The 16,152-nt window shown below is 45.3% G+C and carries 15 protein-coding genes; 7 read left to right on the top strand and 8 right to left on the bottom strand.

Annotated features, from left to right (window positions below; translation table 11 throughout):
- The first annotated feature begins 197 nt into the window (after positions 1 to 197).
- Positions 198 to 302 (top strand): hypothetical protein, encoded by a 105-nt coding sequence (locus tag N7974_RS18400; protein WP_317451631.1) that lies wholly within the window; start codon positions 198 to 200, stop codon positions 300 to 302.
- 971 nt (positions 303 to 1,273) lie between these two features.
- Here the strand turns inward: N7974_RS18400 and N7974_RS18395 are convergent.
- Positions 1,274 to 4,216 (bottom strand): DUF6701 domain-containing protein, encoded by a 2,943-nt coding sequence (locus N7974_RS18395; protein ID WP_262967015.1) that lies wholly within the window; start codon positions 4,214 to 4,216, stop codon positions 1,274 to 1,276.
- Positions 4,217 to 4,841: 625 nt separating this feature from the next.
- Here N7974_RS18395 and N7974_RS20705 point away from each other — a divergent pair.
- The 5 genes from N7974_RS20705 to N7974_RS18370 are packed head-to-tail and all read left to right on the top strand — an operon-like array spanning position 4,842 to position 7,593.
- Entirely contained in the window at positions 4,842 to 5,300 is a 459-nt protein-coding gene (locus tag N7974_RS20705) for a type IV pilin protein (RefSeq protein ID WP_317451630.1), read from the top strand.
- 13 nt (positions 5,301 to 5,313) lie between these two features.
- Positions 5,314 to 5,865 (top strand): type II secretion system protein, encoded by a 552-nt coding sequence (locus N7974_RS18385; protein ID WP_262967014.1) that lies wholly within the window; start codon positions 5,314 to 5,316, stop codon positions 5,863 to 5,865.
- Entirely contained in the window at positions 5,855 to 6,343 is a 489-nt protein-coding gene (locus tag N7974_RS18380; RefSeq protein WP_262967013.1) for a type IV pilus modification PilV family protein, read from the top strand. Before N7974_RS18385 ends, N7974_RS18380 begins: the two co-directional genes overlap by 11 nt.
- Positions 6,344 to 7,174 carry a type II secretion system protein gene (locus N7974_RS18375; RefSeq protein ID WP_262967012.1) on the top strand — a complete coding sequence of 277 codons (831 nt, stop codon included), beginning with the start codon at positions 6,344 to 6,346 and terminating at the stop codon, positions 7,172 to 7,174.
- Positions 7,171 to 7,593, top strand: a complete 423-nt coding sequence (locus N7974_RS18370) for a hypothetical protein (RefSeq protein ID WP_262967011.1) — start codon at positions 7,171 to 7,173, stop codon at positions 7,591 to 7,593. The genes N7974_RS18375 and N7974_RS18370 overlap by 4 nt, the downstream gene beginning before the upstream one ends.
- A 165-nt stretch (positions 7,594 to 7,758) precedes the next feature.
- Here N7974_RS18370 and N7974_RS18365 read toward each other — a convergent pair whose 3' ends face one another.
- From N7974_RS18365 to N7974_RS18335, 7 genes are read right to left on the bottom strand one after another with little or no spacing between them, the layout of a single operon-like run.
- Positions 7,759 to 8,979 carry a type II secretion system F family protein gene (locus N7974_RS18365; protein WP_262967010.1) on the bottom strand — a complete coding sequence of 407 codons (1,221 nt, stop codon included), beginning with the start codon at positions 8,977 to 8,979 and terminating at the stop codon, positions 7,759 to 7,761.
- A gap of 1 nt (position 8,980) precedes the next feature.
- Positions 8,981 to 10,681 (bottom strand): GspE/PulE family protein, encoded by a 1,701-nt coding sequence (locus N7974_RS18360; RefSeq protein WP_262967009.1) that lies wholly within the window; start codon positions 10,679 to 10,681, stop codon positions 8,981 to 8,983.
- A 38-nt stretch (positions 10,682 to 10,719) separates the two neighbouring features.
- Positions 10,720 to 12,351: a secretin N-terminal domain-containing protein gene (locus N7974_RS18355; protein ID WP_262967008.1), complete on the bottom strand. Its 1,632-nt coding sequence runs from the start codon at positions 12,349 to 12,351 to the stop codon at positions 10,720 to 10,722.
- Between the two features lie 20 nt (positions 12,352 to 12,371).
- Positions 12,372 to 12,695, bottom strand: coding sequence for a hypothetical protein (locus N7974_RS18350; protein WP_262967007.1), 324 nt, complete (start codon positions 12,693 to 12,695; stop codon positions 12,372 to 12,374).
- Positions 12,688 to 13,323 (bottom strand): hypothetical protein, encoded by a 636-nt coding sequence (locus N7974_RS18345; RefSeq protein WP_262967006.1) that lies wholly within the window; start codon positions 13,321 to 13,323, stop codon positions 12,688 to 12,690. The genes N7974_RS18350 and N7974_RS18345 overlap by 8 nt, the downstream gene beginning before the upstream one ends.
- Positions 13,313 to 13,933, bottom strand: coding sequence for a PilN domain-containing protein (locus N7974_RS18340; protein ID WP_262967005.1), 621 nt, complete (start codon positions 13,931 to 13,933; stop codon positions 13,313 to 13,315). The genes N7974_RS18345 and N7974_RS18340 overlap by 11 nt, the downstream gene beginning before the upstream one ends.
- A complete protein-coding gene (locus tag N7974_RS18335; RefSeq protein WP_262967004.1) occupies positions 13,933 to 14,901 on the bottom strand; it encodes a type IV pilus biogenesis protein PilM in 969 nt (322 codons plus the stop codon). The genes N7974_RS18340 and N7974_RS18335 overlap by 1 nt, the downstream gene beginning before the upstream one ends.
- Positions 14,902 to 15,846: 945 nt before the next feature.
- On the opposite strand from N7974_RS18335, the gene N7974_RS18330 reads away from it, so the two are divergent.
- Positions 15,847 to 16,152, top strand: a 306-nt coding sequence (locus N7974_RS18330) for a transposase (RefSeq protein WP_262967003.1), incomplete at its 3' end; no start/stop codon positions are given.

Below are 16,152 nucleotides of genomic sequence, written 5' to 3'. Positions count from 1 at the left end.
ATTCTTCAGGTTTGTGTCTTGGTAATTGGGTATAAGGAGTCATGGCTATCCGTGTTTTCAGAGGTAGATCGCTATTTTAACCTTATAAAGGCCAAATTCTATGTCGATTATTTAGGAAAGATGTCTAATGAAAACAACTAAACAACTAAACAACTAAACAACTAAACAACTAAACAACTAAACAACAAGGTTTTACAATGATCGAATTGGTCATGGTGATAGTGATTTTAGGCATTTTGGCGGCGGTTGCTTTACCGAAATTTATTGATATGGGTACAGAGATGCACGTATTGCCAGTGTAAATGCAGCCCGAGGCGCTTTAAGCGCAACCGCTGCAATGGCGCATGCGAACGCTGTTTTCCCGGAAGCGAAACGAACAGTTGAGTGGTGGAAAATAGTTCTCAGAAGCGCAACGCGTAGATGTTTTCACGAAGCGTTAGCGCAGTGAAAATGTCGAAGCATTAGTGAAGAGCGTCGAGTCATTGCGTGCACGATTCTGAATACCCCTTGTTGGGTGTTCGGAGAGTAAAGCAGGACGGCTGAGACCGCCGGAAGGCATAGTAGTAGCGTAATTTTTCGTGTTATCCCCAGCAGGAAGCCCGGGATGACGTTGTTAGAAAAATAGTGACTCCCCGAGTATCTGGTATCAGGCTCAGCGCCTGCTACAATTGTTGCTGAGGGGGTAACCATTACCTTTTCTACGGCTTTTGCACCTGGTTACCCTAAGGCTAATGTGAATTTGGCCGCTGCCGCTGGCTTGAACCCGACTGATTACAAACTGACGGCTTCTGGCACCACCCTTACGGTATCTCCAGTCAGCGCCCCCACTGCTGCGACTTGTTCCGTGGTATATACTGAGCCGACATCGGCCACATCGTCTCCAACGCTGAAGGTAACAACCACTGGTTGCTCGTCAATTAGTGTTGAAAATAACCATGAAGGCTCTGGTAACTGAACAAATGACTGGCATGAGAGGTATGTTTAATCGATGTGCTACACTTTTCACAAACCCTGGCAAAAAAACCAACCGCCTATAAATATCGACGCATGAAATAATTTAGGCAAGTTCCATGTCAGCACATATTGTGGAGAGCATGCAAAATAACCCAAGACTTAACAATGCACAGCTGTTGAGAGCGGACGAAGAATTCCTACCTACACTGGGCTTACCCTCAACGACGGCGGGCGCTATCGCTAGGGAGACAGAATCAGCATGGGCTCCGCCGGTTTTGTATGCTTTCCATTTGTTGGGCTTACCTTCTAAGGCCACTGTTTAATACACTTCACGGAGATAAATCTGACTGTCATTGCCTTTATAAATGCCGAATGCGGCACGAGCAGAAGGATATTCGTCACCTGCAGTGGTGGCGTTCCAGTCAAATTTAAGCCAGATGGGTACCTGAATGCGAATATCCAGATAACCATCATTCCCGATGCCAGGGGCAGAAAACTTAAGCCCCCCATCGCCGGTAACAAGCTTACCGGTGGTACTGACTGTAGCACTGATTTCAGTAGCACTTAGGTGATTACCCTGCGCAGTGGTTGCGACCTCCGGGTAAAAAGCCAGTCCTGCGCCGCTGGCAGGTGCTACCACCGAAGTGCAGCTATCATCGGTATTAAGCACAAAAGCGCTACCGTTCCAATATTGTGCGGTCAATGACACTGGCAAAGCCATCAGCTCGGAACCATACGCATTTTGCAAAAGTAAACGCCCATAGCGTAAAGGTGTTGGATCCGCGACGGCTGTAGGCGACATGGTGACGCCATCTAAATCGATTGGCGCTGCCTGCACAACCACACTGGTTTCTCCCGTTAGCGCAGTTGGCCTGCTTACCTGATGTTTTGCTGTTACATTAGCCACTCCCTGACTCCAAACTCCCACAGGCAAAGTGATACTGGCTGACAATAACGAGCCGGCCGGTAAACCGGGTGAGCTAAAATTAAACATGCTCCACGCCGTTAGACCAAGTCTGGCGAATCCACCGTGATAGTTCTGGGTGGTGGTGTCATCGGCATTCTGTGCAATAAGGGTAAACGATGTACTGAAGCCATCCTGACCGAAATAAGTAAACGATGAGCTGCAGGCAGGCGTTATCGAGCCAGGCGTTATATCAAAATGATCGGGAATAAAACGACCGAAATAAGTTGTCTCTGCCGTATTGCCGAATTTACAACCCACTTTGCCGCCAACCAAGCTATTAGAAAAATCATCTGTACAATCGTTCACAGCCGAATCCTCTGCAGTAAAGCTGTCGTCATAAACGCCATTTGTGGCTAAGTTGAAGTAACCCACTTCAGAATAGGTAAAGATCGAACCTGTCGCCGTTCCGTTAACCGGGTCTGCACCGTCAAAGTCACCCACCAAAGTTCCGACCTGCGCCGCTCCAATATGCGCGTTAACTTTACTACCATCGAGACTAGGTGTGGTGTTATAACCAGCGACGCCACTCTCAGCAGTTAGCGTGAATAAATCACCGGTTTTGAGCACTGGGGCCGCGCTGTTGCCAAGACCAGCGGCATCGGCATTGATGCTGGAAGTCACCGTCAACCCGCTCGGGCGAACTGCAAAATTATCGCTAGAGCAGCCCACGATGCTGGGCGATTGATTGGCATCGGTCACCCGGCAACGTAAGTTGGGATAAGCCTTTCCGAGGGTAATCGGCGCAATGGCTTTACGGCCCAGATCTGTAGCGCTGAAAGAGAGTGTTTGCGAAATAGCGGGCAAAAGGGCCGCGCGGCTGGCACAATCGATACCGGCAGAACCATCGACTAATTCAATAGTTGCCGTTTTACTGGTGCCGGCAACATAACCTGTATTCACGCTGCTATCTGCCTTAAGCGCAACAACATCAAAGTTAAATGGTGACCCAACCAGCTTAGTGTACAAACGGCCGGTTGCGGAATCGTTCCCTGCTTCGACGCAATTGAAATTCGCCGGGACAATGGCCGCCACTGCGGAAGCGGTGGGCGAACCCAATGTCGCCGTCACCACTGACCACTCCAGATCATCAATTAAAAACCAACTCCTCTTTGAAGCGACATAATTGCTGCGAATTTCCAGGGTCAGGGTTTGCCCAGCAACTCCGGCAAGGCTGGCTGTACAGGTCACCCAAGGCTCCAAGCCGCGATTATAAAGTGCCGACATACCCAGGGTATGATTGTTTCTGCCGCTGCCATTATCCCAATAGTTGTATAGACCAGAACCGGGTGTGGTGGAGGATATGGTGGAACTTGTAAAATAGTTAGGGCTGAACGGGCAAGTTGCATAGTTATTAAGCGCCGGGCCAACAATATCAAGCTTCACCGTTGAACTTTTCAACAGCCGCACCCGAATAAAGTCATAACTAGTCGTGTTTCCATTCTTGGCACTATGCCAACCTTCAGGGCGTATTCGAACGCTAATAGAACCTGGATTGCTGGCCGGAATGATTAAGGACTTGGTTAATACACCATTTCCGCCCGCATCGGTCGCCGAACGAAACCCTTGCAAATAAGCAGCCGCTCCCGTATAGGGATTGCCATTGGTTGTGACTGTGGTTTGATCAATAACAACCGGAGCTTCTGCGGGGCGGATCTGCGAATCCATTGTATTTTTGGATCGCGTCGCAGCAGCCCACCCCGGCGGTATCTGAGGATTTGCTCCGGCAACAGCGCCAAACTCGAAATTGCCATTGATAGGTATCTGTGGATTTGCCGCTTTCAGACCGGAGGAAGCCACATCAAAATACAAATAATACGTTGCGGGCCCGGCATTTTGCAGAATAAAGCGAATTTCACCCCGACTGTTTCCTGCCGCATCCGTTGCGTCGGCATAAACTGTATCCGTATACTGCTGATTGGTGCTTAGTGTAAGATCATCAGAACGAACAACGCGGGGCGAATTGCCATCAAATGTTCCCGCAACTCCCAAACTGGCTAGCAGGGCAGTAAAATCCACATCCACTTTAACAGTACTGTTGACAGTCGCTGTCGCCGGGATATTAACGGGCACCCGATAATGCCAGGTTGCATTAAACCAGGCTCCATATACGCAGGTTGGCCCTATCGCAAACAAAAAAACGCACCACAGGGGACAAACCAGGAAAAACCGACTTATGGCAGAAAGTTTATGCTGACACATACCCAAAAAGAACAGAAGTTTAATGATTAATTGTTTGGCAATATGGGCAAATGTGTCGACCATCTGGCGTACATAACCAGCCATTCTTGGTGGCATGCGCTAGGTCGCACTCAATCCAGGCACGGCCGTCACTGATACGTCGACCATTGCGTTCGTTATCTCTTGGCGCGCGACGAAATTCGATGATTCGTATGCCTTGTGGATTACAAATGTCGCAAAAAATTATTTTCCGTATGCTCATAAGATTTCTTGATGGAAATAGGATCGATAGGATTGCGTTTAGATGAAATTATTGGTAACTGCTTATTTATAGAATCGTTTATTATTAATCGGTTAGATATTTTCTTCCATGCCAGGGCTATTTGATTTTTAACAATTCCTTAAAAGCACTGTCATATTTAATTATTACTTTACAACATCACATCAATTAATAATATTTTTTTAAAAAAGAGGCCTAGGAATATTTTCATCGCTTTTTTAGCTTAGACTGCCATTTGTTTTCAGGAGTATAATCAAATTGCTTTATTAATTAGTAGTCATTATTTTTAATCTCTAGTTTCCTGATTTTAGGGGTTGGTCGGGCATGCCGGGGGGTAATGGATACGCTACATTTCTCGCTAATCCCGGCATAAAACTAATGCCTAATTACTACGGCGGCTTACCTTTGAAGTTATTGGAAAACTTCAGTTTATTTATTATTTTAAAAATAAAGAGGTGAAAAATGAAAACAACTAAACAACAAGGTTTTACATTGATCGAATTGGTCATGGTGATAGTGATTTTAGGCATTTTGGCGGCGGTTGCGTTACCTAAGTTTATTGATATGGGTAAAGATGCACGTATTGCCAGTGTAAATGCAGCCCGAGGCGCTTTAAGCGCAACCGCTGCAATGGCGCATGCAAAATATCTGGTATCCAATCCAGCGCCTGCCACAATTGTTGCTGAGGGGATAACAATTACATTTTCTACGGCTTTTGCATCTGGCTATCCTAAGGCAGATGTGAATTTGGCCGCCGCCGCCGGTTTGAACGCGACTGACTATACGCTGACCGCTACTGGCACTAGCCTTACGATATCTCCAGTCAGCGCACCCACTGCTGCGACTTGTTCCCTGGTATATACTGAGCCAACAGCAGTTGCTACGCCACCAACGATAACGGTGACAACTACAGGTTGCTAATCATTTTTGCGGAGTGGGCCGGCAGTTTAGCTCAGCAACACAACTTAGCTGGGTTTCTCTAAGCCATCAAGGCTCCTCAACATACCCGTTAACAGGGAACAATGGGGTAGCAAATGGTTTCACGCTGATCGAGCTGGTCATGGTGATTGTATTGCTGGGCATACTCTCGGCAACCACATTACCAAAATTCTTTGCTGTTTCCAGTTATCAACAGCAGGCATTTTTCGATGATACGCTTAGCGCGGTTCGCTATGCACAAAAGCTGGCGGTGGCCACAGGGTGTAAGGTGCAGGTTTCGATCAATGCCAATTCCTATGTCTTAAATCAACCGGCTGATCGTAGTCAATGCATAAGTAATTCTGCGGTTTTTTCGCTGCCGGTTCGTAATCCCGGCACTGGTGAAGCCGCTTATACACACAGCGAACCGGGGGTGTCTTTAACAGCAACCCCCGCGACGTTTTATTTTGACGCCTTGGGGCGTGCTTCCGCGGATGTACTGTTAACGGTTGCCGGTGTCAAAACCATTGCTGTAGTTAGCAACACTGGCTTTGTTTATGGGCTCTGAGGTGCAATTGACTATCAATAAGCGTTATTACCCTCTGGGGTACAAGCAAGCCGGCGTAACCCTGATTGAGCTAATCCTGTCCATGCTGATTATCAGCATTGCTGTCACCGGTGTTTTTTCGGTGATCAATCTAACTGTTAGTCATAGCGCTGATCCCGTTGTTCAATATCAGGCGATAGCAATTGCTGAGGCCTATCTGGAAGAAATCCTGTTGCAATCTTTTACTGACCCTAATGGCACTAATGCCGGTGAAACTCGCGCCAGTTATGACAACGTGGCTGACTATAATGGCCTGAACGACGTCGGCGCCTACAATCAACAAGGCGCTTTAATGAGCAACTTATCTTCTTACAATGTATCGGTTGCTGTAGTTGACCAATCAGTCTCAGGTCTGGCTGCGAAAGAAATTACAGTCACTGTATCAGGGCCTGGCGTTTCGGGTCTTACTCTGGTCGGTTATAAGTTTGCTTATTTATAGATGACCCCGCATAAATATCTAGGTTTTAGTCTTATTGAGCTGATTATGGTGATCGTTATCGTCGGCATTTTGGCGACCATGACTACCAATATAATTACTTTGCCGATAAAAAGTTATCTTGATCTGCAACGCCGCACTGCCCTGGTTGATACAGCGGAACTTACGTTAAGGCGCATGCAGCGAGATATTCGCCGGGCGCTTCCCAACAGTGTGCGAATTAGCGGCGGCACCGTGATTGAATTGCTGCATATCGAAGATGGTGGGCGTTATCGAGCCCGGCAAGATTTTAGCGTCCCCGCAACTGCTGGCTTATGCACACCTAACCCGGTCGGTGATGTGTTGGATTTCACTTTGGCTGACAATTGTTTTGAGGCAATGGGCACCTTAAAGGTGTTTAATCCCGTGGCGACCACGGGAGAATCTCTGGTTATTTATAATCTTGGCGGCGTGTCTGCCGATGCTTATGTGGGTAATAATCGCACGACGGTAGTCAATTCAAGCAACGCTAAAGTGATCAAATTTAATGCCTTCCAGTTTCCTTTTAGCTCGCCGCAGCAACGTTTTTTTATTGTTGATACCCCCATCACCTACCTTTGTATCAATAACCAATTATTGCGCTATTCCGGTTACGTTATCGGAGCGGCACAACCTAACCCGCCAGCCGGCGTTATCGGACAATTGCAGGCCGATAAGATAGCCAGTTGCAGGTTTACTTATAGCCCCGGCACTGCCTCCCGCTCTGGCTTGGTGACGGTGGAAATTACCCTGACCGATGCAATGGGTGAGTCAGTACAACTCATGCAGCAGGTTCATGTGGATAATGTTCCATGACTAGAAATACCGCCTGCCTGGAGAGTAAACAGCGGGGCTTTACCATCGTAATGGCAATTTTTATTTTAGTAGTACTGGGCCTGCTAGGTAGTTATATGGTGCGGCTTAGTGGTGTGCAACTCGCTACTTCAAGTTATGCTTTACAAAGTACAAAAGCTTATCAGGCGGCAAGAGCCGGCTTGGGTTGGGCGGCAGCCAAAATCAGCACGGGCGGGGGCTGCGTAGATGTAAACGCGCAGACGGCGTTAACTCTTCCGGACCTACCTGGATTTACTGTTAATTTGACGTGCACATTGGCATCTTACAAAGAGGGTGGCGATAATCCGAGCATTTATATGATAAATGCACACAGTGAATTTGGTGCTTATGGTGGGGCCGATTACGTGTCGCGGGAGCTTGGAGTATCGATTATAAAATAAGTTACGTTTATGGTTCGACCGTTCAACCAGATTCCTGAGTACAACCCAAGAACTCACGGCACACCAAGTAAAAGTCTCATTAATTTTGCGCTATTTTAATTGCGCTCTTTGACAGCTTTAGAAGAGACCTATCGAAGCGCTGCGTTTAATTTAATCTAATCTAATCTAATGCATCACCCTCGATAAGTTCCACATCGGTAAAAAGATACCCAGCGCCATTATCAACACCATTATGCCAATTATCACGATCAAGAAAGGCTCAATGACACTGGCTATGTTTTTTAATTCTGCATCAACTTCTGTTTCATAGAAGTCAGCAACTTCTAGCAGCATCTCGCTAATATTTCCGGTTTCTTCACCCACCATGATCATTTGTATAACCAACGGTGGAAATAATTGAGTGCTTCTTGCCATGCGGCTAATAGAGTCGCCTTTTTCGATGCCTATACGCATTTGCTCCAGCTTGGAAGCGATATAGCTATTGCCAATGGCCGTAGAAACGATGCTGATGCCTTGAATTAAAGGCACTCCAGAACTCAGCGTCATAGCAAATGAACGCGCAAAGCGTTCCATAATAGAGCGTTCAACAATACTACCCACCCCGGGAATGTGGAGCTTTAACCAATCCCATTGCAAGCGTCCATTAGTGGTGTTGATGTATTTGATAAAAATAGTGGCCAAAGCCAGCAGCACTCCAAGTATATAGGGCCAGTAGCTGACGGTAAAATTGGAGATGGTCATCAGCAGTTTAGTTTGCCAGGGCAACTCCGCTTGCATCCTGTCGAATACGCTTTTGAATGAAGGAATTACATAAATGTTGATGACCCCCATAGCGATGCTGATGGCGATAATCACCATGGTCGGATAACGGAATGCCGATTTGATTCGACTTTGGGTTTCTTTTTCCCGTTCCAGATAGTTGGCGATTTGCAAAAATGCCTGATCCAGCTCTCCGCTGGCTTCACCGACATTAACGATATTGATAAATAGCGGACTAAATATTTTTTTGTGCTGATTCATAGCCTGGCTTATAGGCGAACCCGATTCAAGGCGCTTGGTAATATCTTTGAGAGCTCCCGCCAATGCCGGGTTACGCGTGGACTCGGTCAGGCTTTGCAAAGCTCTAATCAGGGGTACGCCGGCTTTTGACAAGCTGTGCATTTGCCGGCTGAACAGCATCATATCAGCAAGGCTAAGACTATTAAGAGCATGCCAATGGTTGATTTGCTCGAGTAAATCAGATTTTATGAGTTCTAGTGTAATAGATACCGGTGTCAGGCCCCGGCTGGTTATAATATGGGCTGCTCCAGAACGGTCTTCGGCTTCAACCACATGGGTGACCAGTTGGCCAGCGGCGTTACGAGCAGTGCATTTGAAATGCGCCACGTTATTCTCCAGCGCCGGTAATGCGCAATACCTCTTCTACTGTGGTAATGCCTTGTTGAGCATACTCGGCGGCGCAGGTTGAAAAACGAATAAAGCCAGGGGTTTGTAAGGCAGCTTGCGTAAAACCTGCGGAATCATTACGTCGTAAGGCATCCAGGGTTTCGGGCTGAAGATCCAGCAATTCATACACACCAATCCTGCCCTTGTAACCGGTATTATTACATTGGTGACACCCACGTCCGTGCTGGAAGCTGGCTTGACCATAATCTTTATTCTGGGATTTTTCCAGCCAGATCAGCTGTCCTGGTTCACAAACCGCGGGTTCTGCGCAATATTCACAAATTCGGCGCACCAACCGCTGGGCAATAATTACGCGTAATGCACTGGCTAAAATAAAGCCCTCAATGCCCATGTCCAATAACCGCGTGGCGGTTTCAATGGCACCATTGGTATGCAGAGTGGAAAACACCAAATGACCGGTAATGGATGCCCGAATGGCAATTTCAGCCGTCTCACTATCCCGCATCTCGCCAACTAGAATAATATCAGGGTCTTGACGCAAAGCTGATCGCAGTATGCTGGCAAAAGTAAGCCCCACTTTATCGTTAACCTGTGCCTGATTAACTCTGGGCAAGCTATATTCAACCGGATCTTCGGCTGTAATAATTTTGTTTTCTGGCTTGTTGACTTCGGTTAGGGCCGCATAAAGTGTTGTAGTTTTACCGCTACCGGTGGGTCCTGTTACCAAAATTAAACCATGGGGGCTATTGATGTGTTTTCTAAAACGGGTAAGAATGGTTGCCGGTATACCCAAATGCTCAAGATTTAAAAGACCGTGCGAATGATCCAGCAAGCGCATCACCACGGATTCACCATTTTGCACTGGTAACGTGGAAATTCTGATATCCAGGGCGCGTCCCTTCACCCTGATACTAAAGCGACCATCCTGTGGTAATCGTTTTTCGGAGATATTAAGTCCGGCTATCAGTTTTAAACGGATCACCATCGCAGAAGCGATATTGGCCTGATCCAGCACTTGTTCAATTAAAACACCGTCAACCCGCTGCCTTATACGCAATACTTTTTCGTCGGGCTCAATGTGGATATCAGAAGCCTTGGCTTGCACAGCATCTTCAAATAACGATTGCAACAGCTTGACGACCGGCGCATCGGTAACCTTTTCAGACGTCAGCAGAGCATCAAGATCAACATCGTTTTCTGAGAGTTCATTGCGCAATTTTTCAGCCAACAGACCAATTTCAGAGGTGCGCCGATAGGCTTGATCAATGGCGTCCAATATTTCTGATTCTTTGGCCACTGCCACTCGAATGGTTTTTTTAAGCAGCCGCCTTAATTCGTCAAGAGCCATTAAGTCGGTAGGATCAGATATTGCCAGAAGTACATCGTTGGCATTATTTTCCAGTAGTATGACACGAAAACGTCGAGCCAAGATTTCCGGCAATATTTTGATTATATCCGGGTTTCTTGGGTACCGTGAAAAATCCAAAAACGGGATTTGTAATTGCCGTGACAGGAAGTTAAGTAAATCGGTTTCTTTAATGAAATTAAGGTCAATCAGTGTACGACCCAGTTTTCTGCCGGTCTTTTTTTGTTCGGCAAGCGCGGACAATAGTTGTTCAGACGTTATAATTTGGTTCTTAACTAGCAAGTCACCGATACGAATTTTTTTGCTAATGTCCATGGCTGTGTACGCGTAGAAAGTTCAGTATCTGAGGGCCTTTATTTCCAGCGTGGCTGATCATTCAGGGCTCTAATTCGCCGCTCGCTGGCATCTATATCGTTTTGCCAGTTGGCGTCGCTACTGATCAGCGTGGCCTTTAGCAAAATAACCAGCTCTGTTTTTCGGCTGTTGCCGGTATTAGACCTAAACAGATTACCCAGATAGGGAATTTTGGCAAAACCAAATAGACCTTCTTTGTTTTCATCGCTGGTGTCTTGCATTAAACCGCCCAACACAATAACTTGGCTATTTTTGGCTTTAACAATGCTGTCTGATTCCCTGATGGTGATAAGCGCGGTTGGTACCACTGATGAAGAACCTATACCATCAATTGCATAAGTTATATCGTGGTTTTCCACTTTGGTAATAGAAGGGTGAATATGCAGGGAAATATCTCCGCCTTCATTGATTTGCGGTGTGACGTCCAGGGCAATGCCGGAAAAGTATTGTGCCAAAATGGGGGCAGGTTGCACATTGCCGCTGTTGATGCCGCCCGAGATACCGGGAGAAATGCCATTAACAAAGGTTTCATCTTGACCTACCTTGATGATGGCTTGCTGATTATTTAAGGTTGAAATTCGCGGGCTGGAGAGTACGTTGATTTTTCCTTGGGTTGCAAGGAGTGTAACAATTGCAGTGAAATCTCCGGCAACAAAACTGCCTGCATTTGCAGTCAGGGTATATACCCCTCCGGTCAATACTCCAGGCGCAATTTCCAGGCCTTGCCTGACGATGCTTTTCCATTCCACACCATCTTGGTGACTGTCGTTAAGGTTCACTTCCAATATTTTCGCCTCAAGTATCACTTGTTGACTGATCTGATTCTGAATAGAGGTTAAGAAGCTTTCAATTTCGCGCAATTGCATGGGTTTTGCCCGAGCAATCACGATACCCGATTGCCGATTAATCACGAAGGTAGCTTCTTTATCGACGGCAATCAGGGTGGTTAATGCGTCCTCAAGCTCTTTCCAGAAGTCGGCCTGTGTCGTGGTGGTAATCGAGCTGCCAGAAACTGGAGAAACCCTCTGACTAGTGCCGGGCTGACCAGTGCTGGGCTGTTGCATTAAATTCGGGCTTTGTTGGCCACCATAACCGGATGAACCTGATGAAGTCCCGGTTTGCCCGGAAGATACGACGGTGTTAGATGCGCCTTTACGCAACAAATCCAAACGGTCGATTTTGAAAGTTTTAGTTTGTAAGGTTGCCGGGTAGATAACATAACCAATATCAGTTTTTTTATAGTCATAACCGTAGACTTTTTGTATTGCATCTAACACCTGTGGAATGCTGACGTTTTTTAATTCCAAAGAAATCCTACCCTTGACTTCCGGATGCACCACCATATTATCATCAGTATCAATGACGAGACCCATAAAAAACTCGCGAGCATCAACCTCATGCACGGACACATTAAGCGGATGCCGCACTGAGTATCCGGAGGGGGCCGTTGACGATTTAAAATCAGCCACTGGAATATCAGGTGATACGGGGGGTAACGGTTTGCGAGGTATCTGCGCTGTTTTTTTAGGAAAAACCTCGGCAAGTTCGCTAGGCGTGAATCGTTGCACAGGCGAACACGATGTCATCAGTAATAGTAACGCGATAGTAATGACGGAATTGGCTTTGGTCATTTTATGCATATTCTTGGCATTTATTTAGTTTTGTAAGGGCGGTGCAACAGTTGCAAGGTCTTGATGGTGCCATTCTGATTAATTGTGACCGAATTTTTACGAATGTTAATGATTTTGATGCTGCCTGAAATGATTTGGCCTTGTTTGGCATGGATACCGTTGATAGTTGCCCGTCTGGACTTTGCGGAGATCCATATTGCTGACAATTTTGGCTCCTCTTCCATGTTAACAGCAGCAGTCTCAGTTTTCTCCGGGTAAGATGGCCGGGTGGGGTCTCTCCATTCAGCGTGGCTTGGTAGTGACACCAGGGTTACCAAAAATGCGCTTAATAGCTTTTTAAACACCTAACCAACCCTCTTCAAAACTGAGAGTGTACATACGGAGGGTACAAACAGCCATAGGATATTCTTTAACCTGGTAATCAAAGCTGTCCCAAACAATGGCCCAAGGCAACGCTTCCAGTGCTTTAAGGTATTTAACGGTATCGGTGTAATTGCCAATAAAAGTGATAACCAGTCCGTGCTTATAGATAGGCAGGTGTTGCTGTTTCCCGGCCAGTAAGGTGGTGGGTGGCAATGACTCCAATTTATTCAAGGTCAGTTGTTGATTCTGTTTAAGCATATCGCTTAGCGCCTTTGCCATTAAAGGCGACGGCACAAATTTTTTGTCGCCAAGCATAATCTGATCTTGCAGCCTACTGTATTGAGTTTTTAACTCGATCAGCTTATTCTGATTATCAACATTTAGATCAGTGTTACCGCTGTTTTCAAGTTGGGTTAACGTTTGCTGATCGATGACTATTTGCGTGTTAAGGCTGTCCAATTGTTGCTTGAGTAATTTTTGTTCTAGCGCGAATGGATGATAAAAAAAATGATCCCAGCCGCCCCATAAAGCTGCTAATAATGCGCCGATTAGGATAACTTTCTCACGGTTGGACAGACTTTGAAATCTTTCCTGGAGTTTACTGAGCATGATCTTTCAACGTTAAAGATTGCTCGGAACTGCTGAGTGTATAGTCCATTTGTCCGGCTATCTTGACAGACTGTTGCATTGCAAGCTTGGCAAAAGTTTGGCCCTTGAATGCTGGCTCACTTTGCAATCGCTGCAACATTTGCGGAATTTGTTGTGGTTTAAAGGTACTGCCTTCAAGCCTCAACCCTCGATTTTGGCCGTCAATATGAATTGCTGTTAACCAGACGTCGGGGTCAAATTGATTGGCTAGCGCCTGTAAATAAACTGAAAACCCTTGTGTCAGAATTGCCTCCTTGCCAGCAAGCAGTTCTAGGGTTTGCTCGGCTTCATTGATACTATTTTGCCACTGTTCGATTTCTGCAATCAACAGGGTATTTGGTTTTTGGCTGGATCTTTTGGATAAAATCTCATTAACCTGGGCTTGTTGCTGGTTAAGTGTTAACTGTGCTTGATGCAGCTCAGTTTTGGTTGTGCTGATATCCCATAACAAATAGACACTAAAGCTTAAACACAACAAAGCCAATGCCGCCAATGACACTGTAGTCAGACTGATGCCGGACTGCGTTTGTTGTTGCTTGAGAATTTCTCTATATAAATTTACTTGTTGCATCACAGGGATTCCACTGCGTAGCGCAAAGTGGCACCAATCACCGGTGAGCACTTTGATTGGGTGGCATCATCCAGTAAAATATCACTGTCAACAATCGCTGAAATATCCATGATTCTGGCGGTAATACCATGATTGCTGTTGAGAATATTAATTAATTCATGGGTATTTTCCGCCAAGGGAATAACTGCCAGCCCCGAAATGGGCGGAATGCCAAAATAGCTTTCAACGTAATCCAAAGACCGTTGTATTTCCAAAGCCAGATTGTTTTGTTTAATACCGCTCTGACTATCATCACGGCTATTTTGCAAAGCCAACCCCAACTCCTGATAACCAATGTCAAAATTGCGAGACAGATAAATAATCCCTTCTTTTTGTATCAGGATGGTTCCCGAAGACTCTTGCAGATACAAAACAGCAACCCCGTTTTTATTTTCTGGAATAAACACAGCCAAATTACGCAAAACTGTTTCTTGAATATCAATTACTTTAAGTTGCAGGCCAGCCTGCGTAGATTTGTCGGCCAGTTCCTTGATATGTTCATTGGAGCTGACAACCACCTCCAACATGTTGCTGCTGTTTGCACGCAAAGACACTGGCACGGAATAATAATCGAAAACCGCCTTGTCGATAGAAAAGTCAATAAGATCAACGATTTTCCAGCGAATAGCTTCGTTCATTTCGTTTTCAGCGACTGCGGGCGCATCAATATTTACGCGACGATAATTGTCGGGAGTCAACACCAAATGGCAGTCGTACTCATCAAGGCTATATTGGGCAACGAGTTCACGAAGAACAGCTGACTGTTCGCTAATATTCGGGATGTGAACAAATTCGCAATGGTTAAGTCTTATTTGGTTATTGTCAACATTGTTAGCAACCGCTAAAGCAAGGCCATGCGGCAGATAGCTAATACCGACTATGCCTTTATTTTGTGATTTTTTGCCAAATAATTTTTTTAACAGTTGCACGTCAACCAATTTTAATTGAGTGAGTTGAATATTGAGTGATTAGTATAACTGACCTATAGACTTTCAAAAATTAAATTTCCAGATTAACCAGTTACAATACTTCGGACAGTTTTGATAATTGATACTTCACGAATAACAAGGCTTGTGGCGGTTTGTCGAGAATTAAATCAAATTCATGCAAAATGCAGAGTCACATTAAATATTAACTAATTGAAAATTAACGAGTTATTTATTTTCATAAACATAAGTTTTTTAAGGACCTTCGTTAAAGAACTTGTCATTTCAATGACTTAAAACTGTCCGAAGTATTGATTCATAGGAGTCGACTTAAATATTAACTGATGTTACGCAGACGCCTCCCAAAAAGTGTATTATTTTGACCTGGAAAAAGAAAAATTAGAGTTATACTCCGCGCGGTCACGGATGCGGAAAATAGAAACACATTAACCCTTTGTAATATATGGTGTTAAGCACACTTAAGAATCCGCAATAGTGACCGCACGGAGTATATACACTGAGGGGCCACTTTATTATCAACAGTAGAATATCATCTCGTTAATAAATGCTGGTATCCAGATGATGAGATGTTATTTATGGGTTGTAACTAACGGTAATTCTTGCCGGAATTACGATTAAAAAATCGTGCTTTAAGTTATTTAATTGAAAAATATAGATTAATTTTTTAGACAAAACGTCAACAGAACCTAGAAAACTAGTGTCCAATGACTTAAACAGCTTTTCCGCAGTTTGGGCGTAGAATTCCAGAATATTAAATTGGGTAAGTTTAAATCATATGGCTAATAAGGCGAAAAGCAATGTAAATTAACTATCATCTATCAATACCTTCGCCAATTGGGATGAGTAATTTACAGATATCGGAGGAAGGAGAAAGGTCAGAGAAGGTAGAATACCGCTTCTAACAGAGCATTCGCAGCCAAACTGACCATGAACGAAATCATAGCAATACTAAATACCGTAAGTCCACATTTAAAAGCCCGCACGCTAAAGCAGATGACCCTGCTTATTGAAGCCATGCTGTCGATGACGGGACGAGTAACCATGCTGAGTTTGTCGCGTTGGACTGAAAAAGGTGGCAGCTATCGAACGGTACAGCGTTTTTTTAGAGAAAAAATAGAGTGGTCGGCGTTACGTTGGCAGCTCATAAAGCAACACACACAGGAAACTAAAGGTATATGGTTGCTGATTGGGGATGAGGTCATGGTGACTAAATCAGGGAAAGAAACGCATGGA

Source organism: Methylobacter psychrophilus, from assembly GCF_025583945.1.
Classification (GTDB): Bacteria; Pseudomonadota; Gammaproteobacteria; order Methylococcales; family Methylomonadaceae; genus Methylobacter_C; species Methylobacter_C psychrophilus.
The sequence above is the reverse complement of the archived record's forward strand: the minus strand, read 5'-3'. Positions and strand labels throughout refer to the sequence as shown.

Bases quoted from the DNA above. Each gene is read 5' to 3' on its own strand.
- N7974_RS18380 (WP_262967013.1), top strand. From the start codon at position 5,855: ATGGGCTCTGAGGTGCAATTGACTATCAATAAGCGTTATTACCCTCTG.
- N7974_RS18345 (WP_262967006.1), bottom strand. From the start codon at position 13,323: ATGCTCAGTAAACTCCAGGAAAGATTTCAAAGTCTGTCCAACCGTGAG.
- N7974_RS18355 (WP_262967008.1), bottom strand. From the start codon at position 12,351: ATGACCAAAGCCAATTCCGTCATTACTATCGCGTTACTATTACTGATG.
- N7974_RS18340 (WP_262967005.1), bottom strand. From the start codon at position 13,933: ATGCAACAAGTAAATTTATATAGAGAAATTCTCAAGCAACAACAAACG.
- N7974_RS20705 (WP_317451630.1), top strand. From the start codon at position 4,842: ATGAAAACAACTAAACAACAAGGTTTTACATTGATCGAATTGGTCATG.
- N7974_RS18370 (WP_262967011.1), top strand. From the start codon at position 7,171: ATGACTAGAAATACCGCCTGCCTGGAGAGTAAACAGCGGGGCTTTACC.
- N7974_RS18375 (WP_262967012.1), top strand. From the start codon at position 6,344: ATGACCCCGCATAAATATCTAGGTTTTAGTCTTATTGAGCTGATTATG.
- N7974_RS18400 (WP_317451631.1), top strand. From the start codon at position 198: ATGATCGAATTGGTCATGGTGATAGTGATTTTAGGCATTTTGGCGGCG.
- N7974_RS18360 (WP_262967009.1), bottom strand. From the start codon at position 10,681: ATGGACATTAGCAAAAAAATTCGTATCGGTGACTTGCTAGTTAAGAAC.
- N7974_RS18395 (WP_262967015.1), bottom strand. From the start codon at position 4,216: ATGCCACCAAGAATGGCTGGTTATGTACGCCAGATGGTCGACACATTT.